This is a genomic window from Ruegeria sp. BHSC026 (assembly GCF_059613065.1).
In genome coordinates, this window is sequence record NZ_JBXWRV010000001.1 from 352,840 (window position 1) to 376,156 (window position 23,317).

At 61.3% G+C, this 23,317-nt stretch carries 21 protein-coding genes; 15 read left to right on the forward strand and 6 right to left on the reverse strand.

Annotated elements, in window-relative coordinates:
* The first annotated feature begins 52 nt into the window (after window positions 1-52).
* From AC2FME_RS01770 to AC2FME_RS01780, 3 genes are all read left to right on the forward strand, one after another.
* Window positions 53-574 (forward strand): transglycosylase SLT domain-containing protein, encoded by a 522-nt coding sequence (locus tag AC2FME_RS01770; RefSeq protein WP_496799447.1) that lies wholly within the window; start codon window positions 53-55, stop codon window positions 572-574.
* Between the two features lie 193 nt (window positions 575-767).
* Entirely contained in the window at window positions 768-1,469 is a 702-nt protein-coding gene (locus AC2FME_RS01775) for a helix-turn-helix transcriptional regulator (RefSeq protein ID WP_496681312.1), read from the forward strand.
* Window positions 1,470-1,566: 97 nt separating this feature from the next.
* The gene (locus AC2FME_RS01780; protein ID WP_496681309.1) at window positions 1,567-2,421 is read left to right on the forward strand and encodes an acyl-homoserine-lactone synthase; all 855 of its coding nucleotides are present in this window, start codon (window positions 1,567-1,569) and stop codon (window positions 2,419-2,421) included.
* Window positions 2,422-2,590: 169 nt separating this feature from the next.
* Here AC2FME_RS01780 and tig read toward each other — a convergent pair whose 3' ends face one another.
* The 3 genes from tig to AC2FME_RS01795 form a co-directional block, all read right to left on the reverse strand.
* Complete coding sequence (gene tig, locus AC2FME_RS01785; RefSeq protein WP_496799549.1) at window positions 2,591-3,922, reverse strand: trigger factor; 1,332 nt, start codon at window positions 3,920-3,922, stop codon at window positions 2,591-2,593.
* 184 nt (window positions 3,923-4,106) lie between these two features.
* Window positions 4,107-5,228 carry a porin gene (locus tag AC2FME_RS01790; protein ID WP_496799448.1) on the reverse strand — a complete coding sequence of 374 codons (1,122 nt, stop codon included), beginning with the start codon at window positions 5,226-5,228 and terminating at the stop codon, window positions 4,107-4,109.
* Window positions 5,229-5,536: 308 nt separating this feature from the next.
* Window positions 5,537-7,114, reverse strand: coding sequence for an NAD(P)H-hydrate dehydratase (locus AC2FME_RS01795; protein ID WP_496799449.1), 1,578 nt, complete (start codon window positions 7,112-7,114; stop codon window positions 5,537-5,539).
* Window positions 7,115-7,283: 169 nt separating this feature from the next.
* Between AC2FME_RS01795 and AC2FME_RS01800 the strand changes: the two genes are divergently transcribed.
* The 4 genes from AC2FME_RS01800 to AC2FME_RS01815 all read left to right on the forward strand — a co-directional run bounded on the left by AC2FME_RS01800 (window position 7,284) and on the right by AC2FME_RS01815 (window position 11,097).
* Window positions 7,284-7,622: a P-II family nitrogen regulator gene (locus AC2FME_RS01800; RefSeq protein WP_005982402.1), complete on the forward strand. Its 339-nt coding sequence runs from the start codon at window positions 7,284-7,286 to the stop codon at window positions 7,620-7,622.
* A 32-nt stretch (window positions 7,623-7,654) separates the two neighbouring features.
* Window positions 7,655-9,061, forward strand: a complete 1,407-nt coding sequence (gene glnA, locus AC2FME_RS01805) for a type I glutamate--ammonia ligase (protein WP_496681303.1) — start codon at window positions 7,655-7,657, stop codon at window positions 9,059-9,061.
* Window positions 9,062-9,208: 147 nt separating this feature from the next.
* Window positions 9,209-10,003 carry a lytic murein transglycosylase gene (locus tag AC2FME_RS01810; RefSeq protein ID WP_496796025.1) on the forward strand — a complete coding sequence of 265 codons (795 nt, stop codon included), beginning with the start codon at window positions 9,209-9,211 and terminating at the stop codon, window positions 10,001-10,003.
* A gap of 182 nt (window positions 10,004-10,185) precedes the next feature.
* Entirely contained in the window at window positions 10,186-11,097 is a 912-nt protein-coding gene (locus tag AC2FME_RS01815; RefSeq protein ID WP_496799450.1) for a hypothetical protein, read from the forward strand.
* 36 nt (window positions 11,098-11,133) lie between these two features.
* Here the strand turns inward: AC2FME_RS01815 and AC2FME_RS01820 are convergent, their stop codons facing one another.
* Window positions 11,134-11,877 (reverse strand): heme-dependent oxidative N-demethylase family protein, encoded by a 744-nt coding sequence (locus AC2FME_RS01820; RefSeq protein WP_496799451.1) that lies wholly within the window; start codon window positions 11,875-11,877, stop codon window positions 11,134-11,136.
* 123 nt (window positions 11,878-12,000) lie between these two features.
* Here AC2FME_RS01820 and dddP point away from each other — a divergent pair, with 123 nt between their 5' ends.
* Window positions 12,001-13,344 (forward strand): dimethylsulfonioproprionate lyase DddP, encoded by a 1,344-nt coding sequence (dddP, locus tag AC2FME_RS01825; RefSeq protein WP_496799452.1) that lies wholly within the window; start codon window positions 12,001-12,003, stop codon window positions 13,342-13,344.
* Window positions 13,345-13,347: 3 nt separating this feature from the next.
* Here the strand turns inward: dddP and AC2FME_RS01830 are convergent, their stop codons facing one another.
* Window positions 13,348-13,539, reverse strand: coding sequence for a hypothetical protein (locus AC2FME_RS01830; protein ID WP_496799453.1), 192 nt, complete (start codon window positions 13,537-13,539; stop codon window positions 13,348-13,350).
* 249 nt (window positions 13,540-13,788) lie between these two features.
* Here AC2FME_RS01830 and AC2FME_RS01835 point away from each other — a divergent pair, with 249 nt between their 5' ends.
* The 6 genes from AC2FME_RS01835 (at window position 13,789) to AC2FME_RS01860 (ending at window position 19,612) form a co-directional block, all read left to right on the forward strand.
* Window positions 13,789-15,027 carry a bifunctional alpha/beta hydrolase/OsmC family protein gene (locus AC2FME_RS01835; RefSeq protein WP_496799454.1) on the forward strand — a complete coding sequence of 413 codons (1,239 nt, stop codon included), beginning with the start codon at window positions 13,789-13,791 and terminating at the stop codon, window positions 15,025-15,027.
* 177 nt (window positions 15,028-15,204) lie between these two features.
* On the forward strand, window positions 15,205-16,509 hold the full coding sequence (gene purB / locus AC2FME_RS01840; RefSeq protein ID WP_496681287.1) for an adenylosuccinate lyase: 1,305 nt from the start codon (window positions 15,205-15,207) through the stop codon (window positions 16,507-16,509).
* Window positions 16,510-16,635: 126 nt separating this feature from the next.
* Window positions 16,636-16,788: an adenylosuccinate lyase gene (locus AC2FME_RS01845; protein ID WP_496681285.1), complete on the forward strand. Its 153-nt coding sequence runs from the start codon at window positions 16,636-16,638 to the stop codon at window positions 16,786-16,788.
* A 100-nt stretch (window positions 16,789-16,888) separates the two neighbouring features.
* On the forward strand, window positions 16,889-17,428 hold the full coding sequence (locus AC2FME_RS01850; RefSeq protein WP_496681283.1) for a tetratricopeptide repeat protein: 540 nt from the start codon (window positions 16,889-16,891) through the stop codon (window positions 17,426-17,428).
* A 66-nt stretch (window positions 17,429-17,494) separates the two neighbouring features.
* Window positions 17,495-18,592 (forward strand): flagellar motor switch protein FliG, encoded by a 1,098-nt coding sequence (locus AC2FME_RS01855; RefSeq protein ID WP_496799455.1) that lies wholly within the window; start codon window positions 17,495-17,497, stop codon window positions 18,590-18,592.
* Between the two features lie 96 nt (window positions 18,593-18,688).
* Window positions 18,689-19,612, forward strand: a complete 924-nt coding sequence (locus AC2FME_RS01860) for a lysophospholipid acyltransferase family protein (protein WP_496796019.1) — start codon at window positions 18,689-18,691, stop codon at window positions 19,610-19,612.
* Between the two features lie 4 nt (window positions 19,613-19,616).
* On the opposite strand, the gene AC2FME_RS01865 is transcribed toward AC2FME_RS01860, so the two are convergent.
* Window positions 19,617-20,315: a DUF1223 domain-containing protein gene (locus AC2FME_RS01865; protein ID WP_496799456.1), complete on the reverse strand. Its 699-nt coding sequence runs from the start codon at window positions 20,313-20,315 to the stop codon at window positions 19,617-19,619.
* 226 nt (window positions 20,316-20,541) lie between these two features.
* Here AC2FME_RS01865 and acnA point away from each other — a divergent pair, with 226 nt between their 5' ends.
* Entirely contained in the window at window positions 20,542-23,232 is a 2,691-nt protein-coding gene (gene acnA, locus AC2FME_RS01870; protein WP_496681276.1) for an aconitate hydratase AcnA, read from the forward strand.
* Window positions 23,233-23,317 lie beyond the last annotated feature (85 nt).

Below are 23,317 nucleotides of genomic sequence, written 5' to 3' on the forward strand. Positions count from 1 at the left end.
TGCAGCGCGGTGTTGCAATCTTATCATGGTCGCAAAGTGACAGGAGAGCCCCATGCCCGACAAATATCGCCGCGGTTTTCTGAAATTTCTTATGGTTGCGCCTTTGGCTGCGTGCGGCACCCCGAACCCGGACGTGGTATCGCGCACCGCGACATTCGATCCGCCGCTCTACCCGAACGAAACACCCCAATTGAGGGCATCGATCAACAAGTGGGCCGACCACTACGGGCTGCCACGGGAATTGGTGCACAAACTGGCAATCCGCGAGAGTACCCACCGCCCTTGGGCCGTGAACCGACCGTATTACGGCCTGCTGCAGATCCTGCCTGCGACTGCAAGATCAATGGGTTACAAGGGCAAGCCCGAGGGGTTGCTGGATGCCGACACCAATCTCGAGTTTGCCGGGAAATACCTGCGGGGCGCCTGGATGCTGTCGGACGGCGACATGGATCGGGCCATTTTTCTTTATGCCAAGGGCTACTACCCCGAGGCCAAGGCGCGCGGCATGCTGCTGGAAACGGGACTGCGTCCCGACTTATCGGGGTCACCAGGCTACGGCGCGATCCGATCATGACGATCCGCAATGCGGCGATCCCGCTCGACGGTTTCAAAAAATTCGCTCCGACCGTTGGCAATGGCACCCAAAACGACAATATGATATGCACAAAAAGCTTGCGTCTTGCTCAACACTTGACGCAACGTCGATACATTAAAGGGACAGAACCGGCATTTCGGGGGAAAATGCCAACGGAACAAAGGTTGGACTGGTGAAACTTATCGACTTGGCCGCGATTGACCATGGGGAACGGTCGGCCTTCGACATCATTGATTCTGTCTGTAACGAACTCGGCTTCGACTATGCGTCCTATGCCACCACGCATCCCGTGAAGGGTGACGTGCAAGGCTATGCCAACTATCCAGAAGAATGGAAGATACACTATGGGACGCAGGGCTATCATCATCTTGATCCCACTCTGTACCAATCGGCCCTGAGCATCGCGCCGGTCGATTGGAGCCGTTTCAACCACGATGACAAGTTCAATGCGGTATTCCGCGATGCACATGATTTTGGAATCACCGACCGGGGCCTGACCGTCCCCGTCCGCGGTCCTTACGGCGAGTGCGGGCTGCTGAGCGTCACCAAAGACTGCTCGGACTCGGAATGGAAAAAGCTCAAACGCCATGTCATGGGCGACCTTCAGATGGCGGCGGTTCAGGCGCATGACACGGTGATGCAATCGGGGGTTCTGGCTAAAGCCTTGTACCTGCCAACTCTGTCCTCGCGCGAAAAAGAGATTCTGCAATGGGTTGCCGAAGGCAAGTCACAGCAGGATATCGGAGATATTCTGTGCATTTCTCATCGTACGGTCGAAGTCCACTTGCGGTCCGGACGCGAGAAACTTGGCGCTCTGACCACTGCGCAGGCGATCGGCCGAGCCATCGGCCTGGGCTTGATCTACCCCGGCTGACCGAATTAAGGCAGAAAATTACGGGAAATCCCCAATAGTCATGTTTCCAAAGTTGGTTAATCTCAACTTCACGGTAACCAGACTGTAGGGGGATGGAATGATCATCGTAATTGATGGTATCAACCAGCACAAATTCAAAGACGTCCTGGACGAAATGTTCAAGCTGCGCGCACGCGTTTTCGGGGATCGCTTGGGCTGGGAAGTAAACATTAAGGATGGCCGGGAACGCGATCATTTCGACGACCTCAATCCTGCCCATGTTGTCAGCATCAGCGACGAGGGCGATGTTGTCGGCTGTATGCGTCTCTTGCAGACGACCGGTCCGCATATGCTGGCCGATGTGTTCAACTCGATCTTGGATGGTGAGCCGCCGATCCGCAGCGCCCAAGTGTGGGAAGCGACGCGTTTCTGTGTCGATACAAAGAAACTTGGTCGCGGACGGGGCAAGAACTCAGTGTCCTATGTTACCAGCGAGGTGATGATCGGTTCCTTCGAATACGCGATGGAAGCCGGCGTCATGGACGCAGTGGCCGTCATCGACCCGGTCATGAACCGCGTCCTGCAACGTTCGGGAAATGCGCCGTATGACTATGTCGGAACAGCCAAACCGATGGGCAAGGTTGTAGCCATGGCTGCCCTGATGGATTGCTCGGAAGAGCGGATCACGTCCATCCGGAACTACGCGGGAATCGACCATGACGTGTTCCTGAGCGACCAGCAGGCCCGCGACCTGTTCGACAGAATCGAGACAACGCAATTGTCGCCGGCGAACCGGGATCACAAACCCCTGTCCGAGCTCGAAACCTATTTCGTCGAACAGATGGCCGCGGCCAAGACCGAATCTGAACGCCAGGCCGTGCTGAACCTTATCGAGGCGCTGTCGGACCAGTTCACGCCCGAACAGAAAACAGCTCTCCTTCAGACCCCCCGTGCTTTTGCTCATGAGGCCTGACCCCCTCACCTCATAAGAACAAAAGCCACCCATGCGGAGCCGCCCCATTCCAGGCGGCTCCGCTTTTTATTTGGGGGGGTCTTCTGACACGGGGCAGACAAAAGAAAAGGCCCCCTGCGCGGGGGCCTTTGAACATTCCGGTCAATCGGTTTCCGGCTGACGGAGATTGTTATTCCTCTTCCAGCGCTTCGACGGCCTTCTGCAGGTCGTCCTTGCCGACCTCCTTCTCGGTGACATCGGCCAGCTCGACCACATAGTCGACGACCTTGTCTTCGAAGATCGGCGCGCGCAGTTGCTGCTGCATCTGAGCATTCTGCTGAACGAATTCGAAGAACTGACGCTCTTGCCCCGGATACTGGCGGGCCTGGTTCATGATCGCCTGGGTCATCTCGGCATCGGTGACCTCCACCTCGGCCTTCTGGCCCAGTTCGGCAAGCAGCAGGCCCAAGCGCACGCGGCGCTCGGCCAGCTTGGTGTGCTCTTCGGTGGGCTCGATCTCTTCGTGATCATGGCCCTGGACGTCGGGGTTCTCTTCGTGCCACAGCTGGTGCGCGATCTGCTTGGCTTCAGCCTCGACAAGGGTCGGCGGCAGATCGAACGACACCATCTTATCCAGCTCGTCCAGCAGGGCGCGCTTCATCACCGCTCGCGAGGCGCCGGCATATTCGGCTTCCAGGCGCTCGGCGATCTGCTTTTTCAGCGCGTCCAGATCCTCGGCACCGAATTTCTGGGCCAGCTCGTCGTTAATCTCGGCTGCGACGGGCTCTTTCACCTCTTTCACGGTGCAGGTGAACACGGCCTCTTTGCCGGCCAGGTGCTCGGCTCCGTATTCCTCAGGGAAGGACACGGTCACGTCCTTCACCTCTTCGGCCTTCACGCCGACCAGTTGATCCTCGAAACCGGGGATGAAGCTGTTCGATCCTAGAACCAGCGGATAGTCTTCGGCCGAACCGCCTTCGAAGGGCTCACCGTCAATCTTGCCGACAAAATCGATGACGACCTGATCGCCCTCTTTCGCCTTCGAGCCCTTGCGGCGGGCTTTGAAATCCTGCGCGGTTTCGGCCAGGTTCTTCAGAGCCTCTTCCACGGCGGCGTCGTCGGCCCTGACCACCAGCTTTTCCAGCTTAACGGACTTCAGATCAACCTCGGGGATTTCCGGCAGCGCCTCGTACGTCATCTCGACATGAACGTCGTCGCCTTCTTTCCAGTCCTCGTTGGTCATCTTGACCTGGGGCTGCAGGGCGGGACGATCGCCACTCTCCTCGAAATGCTTGTTCATGGCGCCGTCGATGGTCTCTTGCATGGCTTCGCCAAGCAGACGCTGGCCGAACTGCTTTTTCAGCAGCGCCATCGGCACCTTGCCTTTGCGGAAACCTTTCATCTCGATTTCCGGCTGGGCTTCGGCCAGTTTCTCGTTGACCTTCTCGTCCAGCTCGGCGGCGGTGACAACGATGTTGTAGCCGCGTTTCAGACCTTCGTTCAGCGTCTCGGTAACCTGCATTCTGGTAGTCCCCATAGGATTCGGGGCGCGCAAAACGGGCGCGCCGGGCAAATTTGACGCCTTCTATTTGCCCAGCCGCCGAAGGGCAAGGGGCAAGGTGCCTGTTCGGCTCCGATTTGCCGCCCTGCCCTACAAAAAACGCCCCGGACCGGGCCGGGGCGCTTGGATTGACGGTTTGACGCGATCAGAACTTCCAGCGCGCGCCCAGAACCCAGGCTTCGTTCTTGTCGAACGATGTGCCGTCGTCGAAATCGTGGTTGCGGTATTTCAGGTAGGCATCGGTGTTGATGCTGTCGATCCGCTGGACCACGGCGACGCCCCAGGATTCAGTGCTGGAGCCATTAGTGTCGAAGTCCGACCCATCATAATAGTCGATGCCGACGCCCGTCTTGCCCCAGGACACCCAGTCGCCTTCATAGGCGATCTTGGTGTACCAGAAACTCGGGTCGCTCTGGCCTGCGACGTTGTCACGGCTGCCGGCCGCCGCGGTAAAGCTGAACCCGCTGGGCAGCAGCACCGAGGCCGACCCCACGGTATCGTTGCGCTCGCCCGACCCATTGTCGAAGTCGCGCACGGCATAGGCGAGGCTGGCCGCAAACTCGACACCACCCGCGAAGGTGTTGTTGTAGTTCACCGCCACGTCGTAATAGTCGTCGTCATCGCTGCTTGACAGGATGTTCTGGCCATAGGCGAAGCTGGCCGAGAATCCGCTGAAGTCAGGGGTGTCATACCGCACGCGGCCACGGCGCGCGCCGTCAAAGTTGCTGGTGCTATCGCCCACGGTGATGCCACTCAGGGCCCCGTTGGTTCCACGGTAGAAGAAGCCCGAGTTTTCGTCGGCCGTATAGGAATACAGCGCCGTCCTCACAAAGGACAGGTCGGTTTGCGCCGCCCAGTCCGATGCCATGCTGCCCTGACCGGCCGAGAATTTACCCCAGCTGCCCTTCAGCCCGAAATCGACATGGCGGATGTCTTCACGGGTCCAGCCGCTGAAATTAGTGCCGTTCTGGTTCCACTCGGTCGAGTTCGGCAGACCCAGCGCGGTCTCGAAGCGAAAGGTGAACTCGTTCTGTCCGAAGGGCTGCATCAGCCTCAGGCCGACGCGGCTGTTGGACAGGTCGTTGTCCAGAAGGCGGGTATCAGTATCCTGACCATCATCCACCGAGATGATTGCCGGGCTCAGTTGCCCGTACAGAAGAACATATCCGCCCGAGTTGTTTTCGTATTTCATTTCAGCCGCGGCGGGGATCGCCGTGGTGGCCGCCAGCAGCGCTGCGGCCGAGGGAAGTCTGAGATTAAGTGTCATGTCGTTCACCATGAATGCTTCAGGTTTCGGATACTGCTCAGATGTTCAGTCGAACCTTGCGGTTCCAGTGGTCCTCCGCCCACCATGGCCGGACATTGCAATTTCGCCACACACTGCGACGCGATTACGCCAAGATACAAAGTTTTTTCAATGCTTTAACTTTTCCACTTCGCAACATCATCAAAGCTGCGAATGAATTCTGCCACTTGGCCATGCATATAGCAAACACTGGCTCTGCAATTGCGCAGGCTTGACGGCAGAAATTCGCCGGAAATCCGGTGATTTGTACTGGAAATGTCACCCAGAGTTCATACCTGCAACAGTCTAAGCACCTCCGGCAGCTGTTCGGGCAGATCCTCGGCAATCAGGCCAGGCCCGAAACTGCGGGCGCACTCGACATGCAGCCAGGCGGCGATCTCGGCCGCCGTCGGCGCGGAGAACCCGCGCGCCAGCAGCCCTGCGATGAACCCCGACAACACATCACCGGCCCCGGCCGTCGCCAGCCAGGGAACGGCGCGGTCGTGGTGGGCCGAATTGACGATACAGCGGCCATCCGACGCGGCGATGACCGTATCCGCGCCCTTGAACAGAACCGTGCAACCCGCACGCTTTGCAGCGTCGCGCACGGCATCGACCTTGGAATAGGCCGGCCCCTTGATCGGAATTTCGGCCAGCCGGGCCGCAAGATCCGGGAACAGGCGCGCGAACTCGCCACCATGGGGGGTCAGAACGCAATTCTCGCGAAGAAGGCGGAACAGTGCTGCGGGCGCGTCGGCGAAGGCGGTCAGCGCATCCGCGTCCAGTACTGCCGGCCGAGGCGATACATCGCCGCCCCCAAGAGCCACCGGCACCAGTTCGCGCGCACGCTCAAGCCCCAACCCCGGCCCGATGCAGAGCGCATTCAGGCGCTCATCCCCCAGAACCTCGGTCAGGCCCGCCGCCCCGTCGACCCGCCGCAACATCAGCGCGGTGATCTGGCCGGCCACCTCCGACTGGGCAGACGGCGGCACCGCCAGAGTCACCAACCCCGCCCCGATCCTAAGTGCCGCGCGCGCGGCCAGCCGCGCGGCTCCGGTCTTGCCGGAGCCACCAGTCAGGACGAGTGCATGACCATGCGCATATTTGTGCCCGGCACCGGCCTTGGTCAGCAGATGCGGCAGCACTCGGCAGTCTCGCGCGATCGGCGTCTTGCTGTTGTACAGCGCACCGCCTTCGCGGCGCCGGATCCCCAGCGGCTTGACCGCCACCTTGCCCGAGACGGCCGCCGCTTCGGCCAACCGATGCCCCAGCCGGGGGCATTCGAAGGTCACCGTCAGGTCGGCACCCGAATTGGCGTGCGCTTCGAACAACGGGCGGCCGCTGTCTGCGCAATATCCCGACGGCATGTCCACCGCGACCACCCGAACCGGAGAAGGCCCCTGACGCATCACTCCCAGCAACCCGAGCACTTGCGTGACTGCCGAGTCGAGCCTGCGGGACAAGCCCGTTCCGAACAGGGCATCCACCACCACCGAGGGACGCTCCGGTGGCGGACCAGTAAAGGCCTCGACGGCCTGAACGGTCCCGCCCAGCGCCGTCCACCTGTCAAAATTCACCTTGGCGTCCGGCGGCAGTTTTCGAGGTTCGCCAAAAAGATACACACCGACCTCCCACCCCCAGTCCCGCATCAGACGCGCCACCACGAATCCGTCGCCGCCATTGTTGCCCGGGCCGCACAGGACAACCGCACGCTGGGGTTCTTTGGCAAGATCGGGCCATTCTTCTAAAATCGCCTCGAAAATGCCACGCCCGGCCGTCTCCATCAGATCCAGCCCGGTGGCGTGACCGGACTCGATTGCCTCTTGCTCGATCGCCCGCATCTGCGCTGCCGTCAGCAATTCCGCCATGTCATGCCTCCTGCCGATTCAGTTTCGTCCATTTTTTGTGCAAGTCGCCCATTTTTTAAACCGCCCTTCGTTTTGCACCGCCCGGCTGGCCCACAAACCCGCATTCGGATTGCCCCGTGATCTTAGACGTGGTGACTGCGGTTCTGACAACCATGCGAGGTGAGCCGGAATGAAAAAGATCGAAGCGATCATCAAGCCGTTCAAGCTGGATGAAGTGAAAGAAGCGCTCCAAGACGTGGGCGTGCAGGGCCTCAGCGTCATCGAGGTCAAGGGGTTCGGTCGTCAGAAAGGGCATACCGAACTGTACCGCGGCGCCGAATACGTCGTCGACTTTCTTCCCAAGGTGAAGGTCGAGGTCGTTCTGGAAGACGATCAGGTCGATGCCGCCATCGAGGCCATCGTCGCGGCCGCCAAGACCGACAAGATCGGCGACGGCAAGATCTTCGTCTCGCCCGTCGAACAAGCCATTCGCATCCGCACCGGAGAAACCGGCCCGGACGCGTTGTAATCGCAATTCTGCAAATCTAGAGGAACAGTATTATGAGCAAGGACGCAGTTCTTCAGCTGATCAAGGAAGAGGGTGCCGAATATGTCGACATCCGCTTCACCGACCCGCGCGGCAAGCTGCAGCACGTGACCGTGATGGCGGATCAGGTCGATGAGGACTTCCTGGACGAAGGCTTCATGTTCGACGGATCGTCGATCGCCGGCTGGAAGTCGATCGAAGCATCGGACATGAAACTGATGCCCGACACCGAAAGTGCCTATGTCGATCCGTTCTATGCGGAAAAGACCATCTGCATTCACTGCTCGGTGGTCGAGCCCGACACCGGCGAACCCTACGAGCGTGACCCGCGCGGCACCGCGCAGAAGGCCGAGGCCTACCTGAAATCGTCGGGCATCGGCGACGCGGCGTTCTTCGGCCCCGAAGCAGAATTCTTCCTGTTCGATGACGTGCGTTTCTCGAACAGCATCAACAAGGTATCCTACGAAGTTGATGCTACCGACGCATCGTGGAACACCGACACCGAATACGAGATGGGCAACATGGGCCATCGTCCGGGCGTCAAGGGTGGCTACTTCCCGGTGAACCCGATCGACGAAGCCCAGGACCTGCGTTCGGAAATGCTGTCGACCATGAAACGTCTGGGCATGAAGGTCGACAAGCACCACCACGAAGTGGCCTCGTGCCAGCACGAGCTGGGGCTCATCTTTGACAGCCTGACCAAACAGGCCGACGAGCTGCAGAAATACAAGTATGTCATCCACAACGTGGCGCACGCCTACGGCAAATCGGCCACCTTCATGCCCAAGCCGATCGCGGGCGACAACGGCACTGGCATGCACGTGAACATGTCGATCTGGAAAGACGGCAAGCCGCTGTTTGCTGGCGACAAATATGCCGACCTGTCGGACGAGGCCCTGTGGTTCATTGGCGGCATCCTCAAGCACGCCAAAACCCTCAACGCCTTCACCAACCCGTCGACCAACAGCTACAAGCGCCTGATCCCGGGCTTCGAAGCCCCCGTTCTGCGCGCCTACTCGGCCCGCAACCGTTCGGGTTGTGTCCGTATTCCGTGGACTGAATCGCCGAAAGCCAAACGCGTCGAGGCCCGCTTCCCCGACCCGTCGGCAAACCCCTACCTGGCCTTTGCAGCCTTGCTGATGGCCGGCTTGGACGGCATCAAGAACAAGATCGATCCGGGCGAGGCGATGGACAAGAACCTCTACGATCTGCCCGCCGAAGAGTTGGCCGGTATCCCGACCGTCTGCGGCAGCCTGCGCGAAGCTCTGGAGAGCCTGGCAGCCGACCACGACTTCCTGCTGCAGGGCGACGTGTTCACCAAGGATCAGATCGACGGCTACATCGCGCTGAAGATGGAAGAGGTCGAAACCTACGAGCACACCCCGCACCCGGTCGAGTACGGCATGTACTACAGCTGCTGATCGCAGCAGGTTGATGCTACCTTTTCAAGGGTGCCCTGCGGGGCGCCCTTTTTTTGATTTGGGCGCTCCGGGTTCAGCAAAGCGCTTTGTAGTGTTGCCGACAGGCTCTAACCTTGGTCTCAGTCATTTTTTGAACGGATTGATGCTATGATGCGCGCAGCCCTGCTTGTTTCGGCCCTGTCCCTCGCTCCGGCGACTGCTCTGGCCGCCCCCTGCGGCAATGACGGCAGCGGTTTCGAAACGTGGAAAACCAGTTTCGCCCAACAGGCCCGCAGGGCTGGCGTCAGGAAGAAGGGGCTGCAGGCATTGGCCCAGACCCGGTATGCGGCCGGCACGATCGCCGCCGACCGCAATCAAAAAAGCTTCAGATATTCGCTGGGCAAATTCCTGCAGATCCGTGGCGCCGACACGATCGTCGCGCAGGGCCGCAAACGCAAGGCTCGCAACCCGCAATTCTATGCCGCGCTCGAACGCCAATACGGCGTGCCGGCCGGTGTTCTGATCGCCATTCACGGCATGGAAACCGGGTTTGGCCGCTTTATGGGAGACAGCCAGGTCGTTTCCGCAATTACAACACTGGCCTACGATTGTCGCCGATCCGAGTTCTTCATTCCACACGCCATCGGCGCCCTGAAACTGGTCGACCAAGGCAGTATTTCGATGGCAACAAAAGGGGCAAAACATGGCGAGTTGGGCCACACGCAGTTTCTTCCCGGGAACGCCCTGCGCTATGGCGTAGACGCCACCGGAGACGGCAGGGTCGATTTCTATAACCCGACCGACGCGCTTGCCTCGACCGCGAATTTCCTGCGCAAGAAAGGGTGGAAACCCGGCCGCGGCTACCAACCGGGAGAGCCGAATTTCGCGGTGTTGCAGCAGTGGAACGCAGCCAGCGTCTATCAGCAGGCCATCGCGATCATGGCTGCCCGAATCGATAAATGATACCCGGCCGGCGCTACCGACCGCGCCCCCAATTTTGCCACAATGTCGCCACAGTACCTAAGATTTTGGTCTAATTTCTTGGTTTCCAAAGCGTAATCAATCATCGGATTTCCGTTCTTTTTTGCAGAATGGTCAAATTTCCTCCCCGATGTCCTGCTAGATTTGTTTTCAACGATGCCGACTTGAAGGAAAGTCTTGTGACCTCGAAGCACTCATATCACGGCGGCCTGCAGTTCCAGGGAGACCCGGATGGCGCGCTCGAACGCTTCGGCGAGATCGTTGCCGCCACGCTCGAGGATTACGGCCATCTGGTCGAGCGCAAGGCTCTGCTCAGCGCGAACGAGGCAAGTATCGTAACCAGCCAATATCTGGTTTCCCTCATCGTCGAAACGGAAAGCCCGGAAACGCCCCCGCAATGCCGTCGCGATCAGATGGCCGGGCTGAAAACGATTATCCGTCCCGCCGCGGCCCGTCCCAGAAACCGTCTGACTGTATCACTGTTGCCCGTGTCCGGGCTGCTCGACGATTCCGAGATCTCGGAACTGATGCTGGTGGTGATGCTGTACCGGATGGTCGATATCTGCACCACCCAGCGCGTGGAATGGCTGTCGCCGAAAACCGTTCTGACGACCGAGCAGTTCATGAGCGCGTTTGATACGTTCATGCCGCGCAAGATCCGCAGTCGGCACGACGCATTTCACGTCGTCAGCGGCCCGTTCGCCGGTCTACGGACCGAAAACACCGACGTCGAGATCGACGAACTGCCAGCCCCGAAGGCAACCAGCGGCCGCCCGATCCAGCTGACGGATGATCAATTGCTGAGCATCGCCTTCAGGGCTGAGGCCAACGAACCGCAAGAACAGGTGACCGAGGACGAGGACCGCCCCAGCGATGCGCTGCGCCTGAGCAGCTGGGCCATGACCGGAATCGTGGCCAGCATGTCGGCGCCTCTTGCCCTGTCGCTGGCAGCTGTGAACCTGATCAAGGGCGAGGATTTCCGCCTGAACACTCAGGTAATGGTCTTTACCGTGGCCATCGTTTCGCTGAGTTCCAGCAAGGTGTTCGCCGGAGCGGCCAACGCGCTGGGCATGTAGCCGAAATTCAAAGAACCCTCCTTGGAGGCCCCGCCGTCAGGCGGGGTTTTCCATTTCTGGCAGCCGCTCGACCGGCAAGACATAGGTGTGGATCGAGAACACAACTGCCTGCGACTGCGGCAGCCGCACCAAGGTCTGACGCTCGCTGCGCAGGTACCGTGCAGTGCCGCGGTCGCGGATCTCGCGCGGGGCGCTGGCACTGCGGGGCTGGTGCAACTCGGGGTCATCGTACCACAGCGCGTTGAACCGCCACAAAGGCCGAGCAATTTGAATCCCGTCAAACAGGCGCTGCACCCGGCGCGCGATGTTGGGATCATAGCTGTCGACCGGCTCGTGAATGGCGATCAGTGGTCGCATGAATTTCTCGGACAGACGCCAGCTGGCGGGAAAGCACAGGATGGCCCCGGTCAGCACATGCTCGTCGCCCCGTTTCTGCAGGATGCAGAAATCCTCCTGCGCCAGCAGGCAAAGCGTATCCAAAGGATTGTCGCGGTCAATCGGCACGGCGGCCCCATCCGGGCGCTGCGCGGTGTCGGCCGCCTCGGGATAGGCCTGCGCCAAGACCAGATCCAGCAGTTCGACGGCGGCCGGGTGGGCGTGCGGGTCCAGCGCCAGCACGTCGTCCCGACGGGTTTCAAGCAGGTGCTGGCGGTGGCGCATCTGCGCGGCGAAGGCATCATCGCGATGAAGCCAGTCCTCCATCGTGGTCGGCGCGATCCCCGGCAGCGGTCGCTGTTGGGTCGGATCGTAGGGCAGAGTCTGTTGCAGAATGGCTGTCATGGCCTTGGGTTAGCACTCCAAACAGGCCTTGTCGGTCAAAAAGCGACTGGCAAATCGTCGCAATTCACCCAGACGGGGCCGCCCTGCCCCTTCAGGCTGAACCGGCAAGCAGGGAGGCGCGCCGTGAACCACCACTACCGAGACACCCGCAAGATCGACCCCAGCCGCGGCGCGACGCTTGGCGACGGCACGCCGAACGACAATGACCGGATCGAGATCGGCCCCACCCAACTTGCATTCAGCGAATGGGCCGCCGCCGGGTTGCAACTGCCCAACCTGGACCGGATGCGCGAATATCGCTGGAAACGGCTGACTCAGGCAATCGTCGATCGAGGCTATGGCGGGCTGCTTATGTTCGACCCGCTCAACATCCGCTATGCGACCGACAGCACCAACATGCAGCTGTGGAACACACACAACCCGTTCCGGGCTGTGCTGCTGTGCGCCGATGGCTACATGGTGATCTGGGACTACAAGAACTCGCCCTTTTTGTCGAAATTCAACCCGCTGGTGCGGGAACAGCGCTCGGGCGCGGACCTGTTCTATTTCGACAGGGGCGACAAGGTGGACGTACAGGCGGACGTGTTCGCCAACGAGGTGCGCATACTGATGCAGGACCACGCCCCCGGCCACACCCGGCTGGCGGTGGACAAGATCATGCTGCACGGCCTCCGCGCGCTCGAGGCACAGGGCTTCGAGATCATGGAGGGCGAGGAAGTCACCGAAAAGACCCGCGCCATCAAGGGCCCTGACGAGATCCTTGCCATGCGTTGCGCCAGCAACGCCTGCGAAACCGCCGTGGCCAAGATGGAGAAGTTCGCCCGCACCTATGTTGGTGACGGCAAGACCTCCGAGGATGACATCTGGGCCGTTCTGCACGCCGAAAACATCAAGCGCGGCGGTGAATGGATCGAAACGCGCCTGCTGGCCTCGGGGCCGCGCACCAACCCGTGGTTTCAGGAATGCGGGCCGCGGATCACTCAGAAGAATGAAATCATCGCCTTTGACACCGATCTGATCGGCAGCTACGGCATTTGCGTCGACATCTCGCGCACTTGGTGGATCGGGGATGAAAAACCCCGGCCCGACATGGTCTATGCCATGCAGCACGCGCATGAGCACATCATGACCAACATGGGCATGCTGAAGCCCGGCGTTATGATCCCCGAGTTGACCGCCAACTGCCACAGGCTGGACGACAAGTTCCAGGCGCAGAAATACGGCTGCCTGATGCATGGCGTGGGCCTGTGCGACGAGTGGCCTTTGGTGGCCTATCCCGACAAGGCGGTGCCCGGCGCCTATGACTATCCGCTGGAACCCGGCATGGTGCTGTGCGTCGAGGCAGCCGTGGGCGAAGTCGGCGGCGATTTCTCGATCAAGCTCGAGGATCAGGTGCTGATCACCGAGGATGGATACGAAAACCTGACCACCTACCCGTTCGATGCCGCTCTCATGGGGCTCGAATAGGTCTCAATCCGTCCAGTACGAGCGGCGCACATTTCCGCGCCAATCCTCGGGCGCGGGCTGCTCGATGCCGACTTGTTCGGAGTCCAGCGGCCAGGTCTGGCCCGCAGCAAAATCCAGCGTAGCAGTCAGCAGCAGCCCCGGCAAAAGCCCGAGGTGATAGCGGTGACAGTGATGGATCGGTTCAACATGTGTCATCGTAAAAATCCTGTTTCATTGTTCGACGAAACATGAGCATGGGGACATCCGAACCATTTACGAAACGAATATCTGATCGCTGCGACACCACAATCCCTGAAGTTTTACCTTCCCGAGACAAGCAAGCCGCAACACCTTCACGATTCAACGCTCCCCTCTCACCTTGGCGTGACGCGCCTGACACAGGGGTTGAGGCCCCCGCGCCCGGCCCCCAGTATTGCGGGAACCCGATCAACGGAAGGAGCGGCCATGCCGACCGAACGCATCACCTTTGCCGGACACGACGGCAGTCAATTGGCTGCACGCTTGGATCTGCCCGACGGGCCGGTGCTGGCGACGGCGCTGTTTGCCCATTGCTTCACCTGCTCAAAGGACATCCCCGCCGCCCGGCGGATCAGCGCGCGGCTGGCGGCGATGGGCTTTGCGGTGCTGCGGTTCGATTTCACGGGCCTTGGCCATTCCGAAGGCGAGTTTGCCAACACCACCTTTACCACGAACGTGCAGGACCTGATCGCGGCGGCTCAGTATCTGGCCGAGCGGAACATGGCGCCGGATCTGCTGATCGGGCATTCCCTGGGTGGGGCGGCCGTGTTGCGGGCTCGGGCCGGGATCCCCTCGGTCAAGGCGGTGGTCACCATCGGCGCCCCGGCCGACCCCGGCCATGTGGCCCATCACTTCGAGGGCGCACGCACGCAGATCGAACAGGATGGCAGCGCCGAGGTGCTTTTGGGCGGACGGCCGATCCGCATCGGGCGCGACTTCGTGCGCGACATATCGGAATCGGCGCTGATCCCGGCAATCGAGCGCCTGAAGGCCGCTCTGCTGATCCTGCATGCCCCGCTCGACGAAACCGTGGGCATCAACAATGCCAGCACGATCTTTCTGGCCGCCAAGCACCCCAAAAGCTTTGTCACGCTGGATGATGCCGACCACCTGATCACCCGCCCCACGGACGCGGACTATGCCGCCGACGTCATTGCCGCCTGGGTGTCGCGCTATGTGCAACTGTCGCCACCCGCCCCACCGCCGGGCGCCCCCGAAGGCGTCGTGCGCGTAACCGAGGTGGACCCGAACGGATTCCTGCAAGACATCCAGTCAGGCCCGAACCATCATGCCGTGGCCGATGAACCGGCTTCCTACGGCGGCACCGATCGCGGCATGTCACCCTATGGGTTCGTGTCGGCCGGGCTGGGCGCCTGTACCTCAATGACCATCCGCATGTACGCCCGGCGCAAACAATGGCCGCTGACCGGGGTCACCGTGGATGTCTGCCACGACAAATTGCACGCGCAGGATGCGGGGTTGGCCGGCGATGGCAAGGTGGACCAGTTCCGCCGCAAGATCCGCCTGGCTGGGCCTCTGGATGAGGCCCAGCGGGCCAAGCTCCTCGAAATCGCCGACAAATGCCCGGTGCACCGCACGCTCGAGAACTCGGCCCATATCACGACCGAACTGCTTCCGGCCCAGGACCCGGTCGTTACGGTCTGACCCGGCCCAAGGCCGCGACAGGGCACAGACAGACCGGGGATCGGCGGGCGGCCGGCCAGAACGGCGCTTGTGCGGGGGCAAACCGTCTCAGTAGGTCCTTCGCGGCTTGCCGGATGTGCCGGACAAGGCTATGACCCGCGCCGACACCCATTGCCAATCACGAAGGTCCTGCCGCCCATGATCCCCCGCTATTCCCGCCCCGAAATGGTCGCCGTCTGGTCGCCCGAGACCAAGTTCCGCATCTGGTACGAGATCGAGGCCCATGCCTGCGACGCGATGGCCGACCTGGGCGTCATCCCGCGCGAAAACGCCGAGGCCGTCTGGAAGGCCAAGGACGTGGAATTCGACGTAGCCCGTATCGACGAGATCGAGGCCGTCACCAAGCATGACGTCATCGCCTTTCTGACGCATCTGGCCGAGCACGTCGGCAGCGAAGAGGCCCGTTTCGTCCATCAGGGCATGACCAGCTCGGACGTGCTCGACACCTGCTTCAACGTGCAGTTGACCCGCGCCGCTGACATCCTGATCGCCGATCTCGAAGGCCTGCTGGCCGCGCTCAAGCGCCGCGCCTACGAGCACAAGGACACTGTCCGCATCGGCCGCAGCCACGGCATTCATGCCGAGCCCACCACCATGGGCCTGACCTTCGCGCGCTTCTACGCCGAGATGGACCGCAACCTGTCTCGGATGCGCGACGCCCGCGCCGAGATCGCCACCGGCGCCATCAGCGGCGCGGTCGGCACCTTCGCCAATATCGACCCGCGTGTCGAAGAACATGTCTGCGAAAAACTTGGCCTGGTGCCCGAGCCGATCAGCACGCAGGTCATCCCGCGCGACCGCCACGCGGCCTTCTTTGCCACGCTGGGCGTGATCGCCAGCAGCATCGAGAACATCGCCATCGAAATCCGCCACATGCAGCGCACCGAGGTTCTGGAAGCCGAGGAGTTTTTTTCCAAAGGCCAGAAGGGCTCGTCGGCGATGCCGCACAAGCGCAACCCAGTTCTGACCGAAAACCTGACCGGCCTGGCCCGGCTGGTGCGCATGACCGTGATCCCGGCGATGGAGAACGTGGCCCTGTGGCACGAGCGCGACATCAGCCACAGCTCGGTCGAGCGCAACATCGGCCCTGACGCAACCGTAACGCTAGACTTCGCCCTGCACCGCCTGACCGGGGTGATCGACAAGCTGGTGGTCTATCCGGACAACATGCTGGCCAACATGAACAAGTTCCGCGGTCTGGTCATGAGCCAGCGCGTGCTGCTGGCCCTGACCCAGGCCGGCGTCAGCCGCGAGGACGCCTATCGCCTGGTGCAGCGCAACGCGATGAAGGTCTGGGAAGAAGGCAAGGACTTCAAGACCGAACTGCTGGCAGACCCGGACGTGACGGCAGTGCTGAGCACGGAAGAGATCGAAGAAAAATTCGATCTCGGCTATCACACCAAGCATGTCGACACGATCTTCGAGCGGGTGTTCGGCGAGTAACCCTCAATGCATGAACGGCTTTTTTGGGGCCCGGATCGCACAGTACGATCCGGGCCCCTGTCTTTTGCGAAAACATCCGAAATCGGCTATGCTGGGTAGGCAATTTCCGTTCAAGGAGAGCCCACCATGATCCGCATGACCCTCTGCGCACTGGCCCTTGCCCTGTCCGCCTCGTCCGCATTCGCCTGCCAAGCCCACAGCAAGCAATCGCAATCCTGTGCGCCCGGCACGACTTGGGATTCGGCCTCGGAAAGTTGTGTGAAAAACGCCAGCAGCTGAGCATCTGACCCAGTTGTGAACTGATCCGGGCGATTTCCTGTTAGCTTTTCCTCGGAACGCGCTATGCTTTGCCCAAGCGAATTTCGAGATGGAGTTTGACATGCGCCTTTTGTTGGCCTCGGCGATTGCCCTTCAAAGTTTTGCCTTTGCCCCCGCGGTCAGTGCCGCAGGCGGGGACAGCAGCCCCCCGAAACCGACAAACACCACCAAGAAATGCCTGTTCGGCAGAGTCTATGACGAGGCGGCGGGCCGCTGCGTCAAACCCAACAAGACCAATTTCACCGACGACCAACTGTATCAGGCCGTGCGCGAGATGGCCTATGCCGGCCAATACGAAAACGCCCAATCCGTGCTGCGCATCATGGATCAAGACGACGACCGCGTCCTGACCTATTGGGGCTTCACCTACCGCAAGATGGGCAAGGTCGATCTGGCCAACGCCCATTACATGCGCGCGATTGCGGCGAACCCCGACAACATCCTGGCACGCAGCTACATGGGCCAAGGTTTCGTGGCCGAGGGCAAGACCGACCTGGCCATCGCCCAATGGCGCGAGATCAAGGCCCGGGGCGGTGAAGGCAGCTGGGCCGAAGCGTCGCTGCGACAAGCGATCCGCACAGGGTTGACCTACAGTTACTAGAGTTCAGCTTTTCTTTACGCGACTCTCGCTAATCTGCCTGCGCAACGAATTTGACAGCACAGGCAGATGCAAGACTCCAACGCTTTGGTTCAGACGGCCCTGGGCGCCACGCCGCTGGCGGCCGAACAACAGGACGACGCGCCGCGCGTGGTTCCCCGTCACCTGACACCCGGACAAAAGGCCGCAATCATCGTGCGCCTGCTATTGAACGAGGGTGCGGATTTCCCGCTCGAGGAACTGCCCGACGAACTGCAGGAACGGCTGACCGTGCAACTGGGGCAGATGGGGCTGGTCGATCGGGTGACGCTGGCGGCGGTGGCTCAGGAATTCGCCGATGCGCTCGACAGTGTCGGCCTGGCGTTTCCGCACGGGCTGGCGGGCGCGCTGGACGCGGTGAACGGCAAGATCGCCCCCACGACGGCCGCACGGCTGCGCAAGGTGGCGGGCATGCGCCAGGTCGGTGACCCGTGGCAGCGCCTGCGCGACGTGCCGGTCGAGGATCTGGCCCGCATGGCCCAGGCCGAAAGCACCGAGGTGGCGGCGGTCATGCTTTCCAAGCTGGATACAGCGACGGCCGCGAAACTGCTGGGGCATCTTCCCGGCCCGGTGGCACGCCGGATCACCTACACGGTCTCGAAAACCACCAATGTCTCGCCCGAGGCGGTCGAACGTATCGGCTGGTCGCTGGCCGCGCAGTTGGATCAGCGCCCGACCCCGGCCTTCGGAGACGACCCCGGAGCGCGGGTGGGGGCGATTCTGAATCAATCCTCGGCGGCCACTCGGGACGAGTTGTTGAGCGCCCTCGAAGAAGAAGACAAGAGCTTTGCACAAGCGGTGCGCCGCTCGATCTTCACCTTTGCCCACATCGCCAAACGCATCGCGCCGCGGGATGTTCCCGCGGTCTTGCGCGGGATTGACCAGCCCGTTCTTGTCACCGCGCTGGCTGGTGCAAACAGCGACGAAGACAAAGCCTCTGCCGAGTTCCTGCTTTCCAACATGTCGTCGCGCATGGCCGACAACCTGCGCGAAGAAATTGCCGAGCGTGGCAAGGTCAAGCAAGCCGACGCCGAAGAAGCCATGACCCAGGTCGTGGGCGCCATCCGCGCGCTGGTCGATGAAGGCACGATCACCTTGAACGAAGAGGAGGCCGAGGGCAGGGACTGATCCCCTCCCGACCGTCCGCCCATACGGTGCTTGTGGTTGCCCGGCGCCCTCTGTATGTCTGGCCCCGCAAATCACATAACCCGTCGAGACCCTCGCATGCCCGCCGAAAAGTCGGAACTGAGCCGCGTTCAGCTTGCAAAATATTATGTCGCCAACCTGTTTCTGAAAGGCGTGATCGGCACCATGCGCTTGCTGCCCTACGAGCGGCGGATCGCAACGATGGGCGCGATTGCACGAGCGCTGTCGCCGCTGGTGGGGTTCACCAAGCGGGTGCGCAGCAACCTGAGACTGACCTGCCCCGAACTGACCGAGAGCGAAGTCAAACGCATCTGCCGTGCAGTACCCGACAATGCGGGCCGCGCGATCATGGAGCATTTCTCGCCCGAGGATTTCACCAAAAGGCAAAAGGCTGCCGTCGTGACCGGGCCGGGCTTGGCCGCATTTGACCGTGCCGTCGCCGAGGGCCGCCCGGTGATGATGATCACCGCGCATTTCGGGCATTACCTAGCCGCGCGGATCGCGTTGCAGGCGCACAGCGGCAAACCGATCGGCTGCTTGTACCGGCGCATGGCCAACCCCTATTTCAACGAGATGTATGTCGAAGCCTTTCATAGGACCGGCAAGCCGATGTTCGAACAGGGGCGCCGGGGCATGGTGGAAATGGTGCGTTCGTTGAAGAATGGCGGCATCATCGCCATCGTGTCCGACCTGCACGCCCATGGCGGCGAAGAGCTGACGTTTTTCGGCAAACCGGCGGTGACCTCGGTTCTGAATGCTGAACTGGCCATGAAATACGATGCAGTGCTGATCCCCTGCTATGCGGTGCGCCAACCCAATGGCATCGATTTCCAGATCGTTCTGCATGACCCGGTGCCGCATTCCGACCCCAAGACCATGACCCAGTTCATCAATGATGATCTGGAAGGAATGGTGCGCCAGCACATGGGTCAGTGGTTTTGGATTCACCGGCGCTGGAAAGCCTGGAACGGCCTGGGCGTTCAGCCTGAAGACATGCCCTGAGCCCTCAATCCACCCGCGCGGCCGCGATGATCGGCCCGTGCCCGGCCTGTTGCAGCAAGACCACGGCCGGCAACTCAGACGCCACCGAGACCTGGAACACCTGCGGCCCGGCCCCATCCCATTGCCCGCCGACATGCCAGGCGTCGATCACGTTGGCATAGTCCAACTCGCGCCCGGCCAATTCACCCCGGCGGATCGAGGCGTGACGCAATGGCGTGTATTGCACGACCCGGACGTCATAGACTGTGCCCGATTGCAGATCGACCGGGGCAACCTGGACCGAAACGGTATCACCGGTTCGCGTCGCCGACACCTGCGCCATGGGCGGCGCGCTCAGATGGCTATCGATCACCCGTTCCAACTGTTCGCGTCTGGCCCCGACGATATCCTGCTCCCCGTTGACCACCATCTGCGGCGTATAGATCATGTCGCGCCCGCCCCGGCGCGCATAGGTGCGCTGGCGTGTGGTGTGGAACGGGTTGGCGTATTCGTCCTTCCAGCCGATATAGTCCCAGTAGTCCACATGCAGGGCCAGGCCGATCACGTCATCACGCTTGGCCAGATCGTGCATGATCGCATCCGCCGGCGGACACGAAGAACAGCCCTGCGAGGTAAAAAGCTCGACCACCACCGGACCGTCGGCCGCGGCCGGGACGGCGAGAAACAGGGACAGAAGGGTGGCGGTCAGTCGATGTCGTGGCATGGTCGGCTCAAGGCTCGTGGTTTACGGGAACCGGTTTACAGCCCGTCCGCGTCAAGGGCCAATCAAGGTTTCTTGAGACCGGTTTCGGCGGCAATCCGCAAAAATGTGTGCAATGGTATACAAAAATTGCCGCACCCGCCCTGTTGGACCTTGAACCGCAGGCCTTGGTGATGCAGATACCGCTCAGCGAATCCCAATTCCACGTCATTTGAGAGGGAGGCCACAGATGCCCATCAAAGTCGGACAGGATACCGCCAAGACACGCCGCAGCCTGAGCGTGAATGGCAAGTCCATCTCGTATTACTCGATCCCCGCCGCGCAAGAGGCCGGTCTGGGCGATTTCTCCAAGCTTCCCGCCGCGCTGAAAGTGGTGCTGGAAAACATGCTTCGGTTCGAGGACGGCGGTTTCTCGGTCTCGGTCGATGACATCAAGGCTTTTGCCGAATGGGGCGCAAACGGCGGCAAGAACCCGCGCGAGATCGCCTATCGCCCGGCCCGCGTGCTGATGCAGGACTTTACCGGCGTTCCGGCCGTGGTGGACCTGGCCGCGATGCGTGACGGCATCAAGGCGCTGGGGGGCGATCCGCAGAAGATCAACCCGCTGAACCCCGTCGACCTGGTCATCGACCACTCGGTCATGATCGACGAGTTCGGCAACCCGCGCGCCTTCCAGATGAACGTGGACCGCGAATACGAACGGAACATGGAGCGCTACCAGTTCCTGAAATGGGGCCAGAACGCGTTCAATAACTTCCGCGTCGTGCCTCCGGGAACCGGCATCTGCCACCAGGTGAACTTGGAATACCTAGCCCAGACCGTCTGGACCGACACCGACCAGAACGGTGAAGAGGTCGCCTATCCCGATACGCTGGTCGGCACCGACAGCCACACCACCATGGTCAACGGCATGGCCGTTCTGGGCTGGGGCGTCGGCGGGATCGAGGCCGAGGCCGCGATGCTGGGTCAGCCGATCTCGATGCTGATCCCCGAGGTCGTCGGTTTTGAACTGACCGGCGAGATGGTCGAAGGCACCACCGGCACCGACCTGGTTCTGAAGGTCGTGGAAATGCTGCGCGCCAAGGGCGTGGTGGGCAAGTTCGTAGAATTCTACGGCGAAGGCCTGGACCGTCTTCCGCTGGCCGACCGCGCAACCATCGCCAACATGGCGCCTGAATACGGCGCGACCTGTGGCTTCTTCCCGATCGACAACGAAACCCTGCGCTACCTGCGCAACACCGGCCGCGACGAGGACCGCATCGCGCTGGTCGAAGCCTATGCCAAGGAAAACGGTTTCTGGCGCGACGAGAATTATGCCCCGGTCTACACCGACACTCTGTCGCTGGACATGGGCACCATCGTCCCTGCCATCTCGGGCCCCAAGCGCCCGCAAGACTATGTGCCGCTGACCAACGCCAAGGCCGCCTTCCGCAAGGAAATGGAAAACACTTTCAAACGCCCGATGGGCAAGGAAGTGCCGGTCAAAGGCGAAGACTACACCATGGAATCGGGCAAGGTCGTGATCGCCTCGATCACCTCGTGCACTAACACCTCAAACCCCTATGTGATGATCGGCGCCGGTCTGGTTGCGAAAAAGGCGCATGAGCTGGGCCTGAACCGCAAGCCCTGGGTGAAAACCTCGCTGGCGCCGGGATCGCAGGTCGTGTCCGAATACCTCGAGGCCGCCGGCCTGCAAGAGCATCTGGACGCCATCGGGTTCAACCTGGTGGGTTACGGCTGCACCACCTGCATCGGCAACTCGGGCCCGATCCAGAAAGAGATCTCGGAAGCCATCGCCGAGGGCGATCTGGTGGCAACCTCGGTCCTGTCGGGCAACCGCAACTTCGAAGGCCGGATCTCGCCCGACGTGCGCGCCAATTACCTGGCCTCGCCGCCGCTGGTGGTGGTCTATGCGCTGGCCGGCACGCTGGACATCGACCTGACCTCGGAACCGATCGGTCAGGACAAGGACGGCAACGACGTCTACATGAAGGATCTCTGGCCGAGCCAGAAAGAGATCTCGGATCTGGTCGAAGCTACCGTGACCCGCGAGGCGTTCCAGTCGAAATACGCCGATGTCTTCAAGGGCGACGAGAAATGGCAATCGGTGGAAACCACCGATGCCGAGACCTATGACTGGCCGCCGACGTCGACCTACATCCAGAACCCGCCCTACTTCCAAGGTATGGGGGCACAGCCGGGCACCATCTCGAACATCGAAGGCGCCAAGGTTCTGGCTATTCTGGGCGACATGGTCACCACTGACCACATCTCGCCGGCTGGTTCGTTTGCAACCACCAGCCCCGCAGGCAAATACTTGCTGGAGCGCCAAGTGCAACCGCGCGAGTTCAACTCGTACGGATCGCGCCGGGGCAACCATGAGGTCATGATGCGCGGCACCTTCGCCAACATCCGCATCAAGAACGAGATGCTGGACGGCGTCGAGGGTGGTTACACCAAAGGCCCCGATGGTCAGCAGACCTCGATCTATGACGCATCGATGGCCTATCAGGCAGAAGGCACGCCGCTGGTCGTGATCGGTGGCGAGCAGTATGGCGCCGGTTCCTCGCGGGACTGGGCGGCAAAGGGCACCGCGCTGCTGGGCGTCAAGGCCGTGATCGCAGAAAGCTTCGAGCGAATCCACCGCTCGAACCTGGTGGGCATGGGTGTCATCCCGTTCGAGTTCACCGCCGGCGACAACCGCAAGACGCTGGGCTTGAAAGGCGACGAGACCTTCTCGATCCACGGTCTGGACACGATCCAGCCGCTGCAGGAGGTGCCCTGCACCATCACCTATGCGGACGGGACCGAGAAGACCATCACGCTCAAGTGCCGCATCGATACCGCGCCCGAGATCGAATACATCGAAAACGGCGGCGTGCTGCACTACGTGCTGCGGAACCTGGCCAAGGCGAGCTAAGCCGGCACAAAGCCAAGAACACAAGGGCGCCCCGACCGGGCGCCCTTTTTCATTTCAGGCATTTCAACTATCGCGTTGTGTTTTC

Bases quoted from the DNA above. Each gene is read 5' to 3' on its own strand.
- AC2FME_RS01790 (WP_496799448.1), bottom strand. From the start codon at position 5,228: ATGACACTTAATCTCAGACTTCCCTCGGCCGCAGCGCTGCTGGCGGCC.
- AC2FME_RS01810 (WP_496796025.1), top strand. From the start codon at position 9,209: ATGATGCGCGCAGCCCTGCTTGTTTCGGCCCTGTCCCTCGCTCCGGCG.
- AC2FME_RS01780 (WP_496681309.1), top strand. From the start codon at position 1,567: ATGATCATCGTAATTGATGGTATCAACCAGCACAAATTCAAAGACGTC.
- AC2FME_RS01795 (WP_496799449.1), bottom strand. From the start codon at position 7,114: ATGGCGGAATTGCTGACGGCAGCGCAGATGCGGGCGATCGAGCAAGAG.
- acnA (WP_496681276.1), top strand. From the start codon at position 20,542: ATGCCCATCAAAGTCGGACAGGATACCGCCAAGACACGCCGCAGCCTG.
- AC2FME_RS01845 (WP_496681285.1), top strand. From the start codon at position 16,636: ATGATCCGCATGACCCTCTGCGCACTGGCCCTTGCCCTGTCCGCCTCG.
- tig (WP_496799549.1), bottom strand. From the start codon at position 3,922: ATGCAGGTTACCGAGACGCTGAACGAAGGTCTGAAACGCGGCTACAAC.
- AC2FME_RS01865 (WP_496799456.1), bottom strand. From the start codon at position 20,315: ATGCCACGACATCGACTGACCGCCACCCTTCTGTCCCTGTTTCTCGCC.
- purB (WP_496681287.1), top strand. From the start codon at position 15,205: ATGATCCCCCGCTATTCCCGCCCCGAAATGGTCGCCGTCTGGTCGCCC.
- AC2FME_RS01830 (WP_496799453.1), bottom strand. From the start codon at position 13,539: ATGACACATGTTGAACCGATCCATCACTGTCACCGCTATCACCTCGGG.
- AC2FME_RS01820 (WP_496799451.1), bottom strand. From the start codon at position 11,877: ATGACAGCCATTCTGCAACAGACTCTGCCCTACGATCCGACCCAACAG.
- AC2FME_RS01835 (WP_496799454.1), top strand. From the start codon at position 13,789: ATGCCGACCGAACGCATCACCTTTGCCGGACACGACGGCAGTCAATTG.
- AC2FME_RS01860 (WP_496796019.1), top strand. From the start codon at position 18,689: ATGCCCGCCGAAAAGTCGGAACTGAGCCGCGTTCAGCTTGCAAAATAT.
- AC2FME_RS01770 (WP_496799447.1), top strand. From the start codon at position 53: ATGCCCGACAAATATCGCCGCGGTTTTCTGAAATTTCTTATGGTTGCG.
- AC2FME_RS01800 (WP_005982402.1), top strand. From the start codon at position 7,284: ATGAAAAAGATCGAAGCGATCATCAAGCCGTTCAAGCTGGATGAAGTG.
- AC2FME_RS01855 (WP_496799455.1), top strand. From the start codon at position 17,495: ATGCAAGACTCCAACGCTTTGGTTCAGACGGCCCTGGGCGCCACGCCG.
- glnA (WP_496681303.1), top strand. From the start codon at position 7,655: ATGAGCAAGGACGCAGTTCTTCAGCTGATCAAGGAAGAGGGTGCCGAA.
- AC2FME_RS01850 (WP_496681283.1), top strand. From the start codon at position 16,889: ATGCGCCTTTTGTTGGCCTCGGCGATTGCCCTTCAAAGTTTTGCCTTT.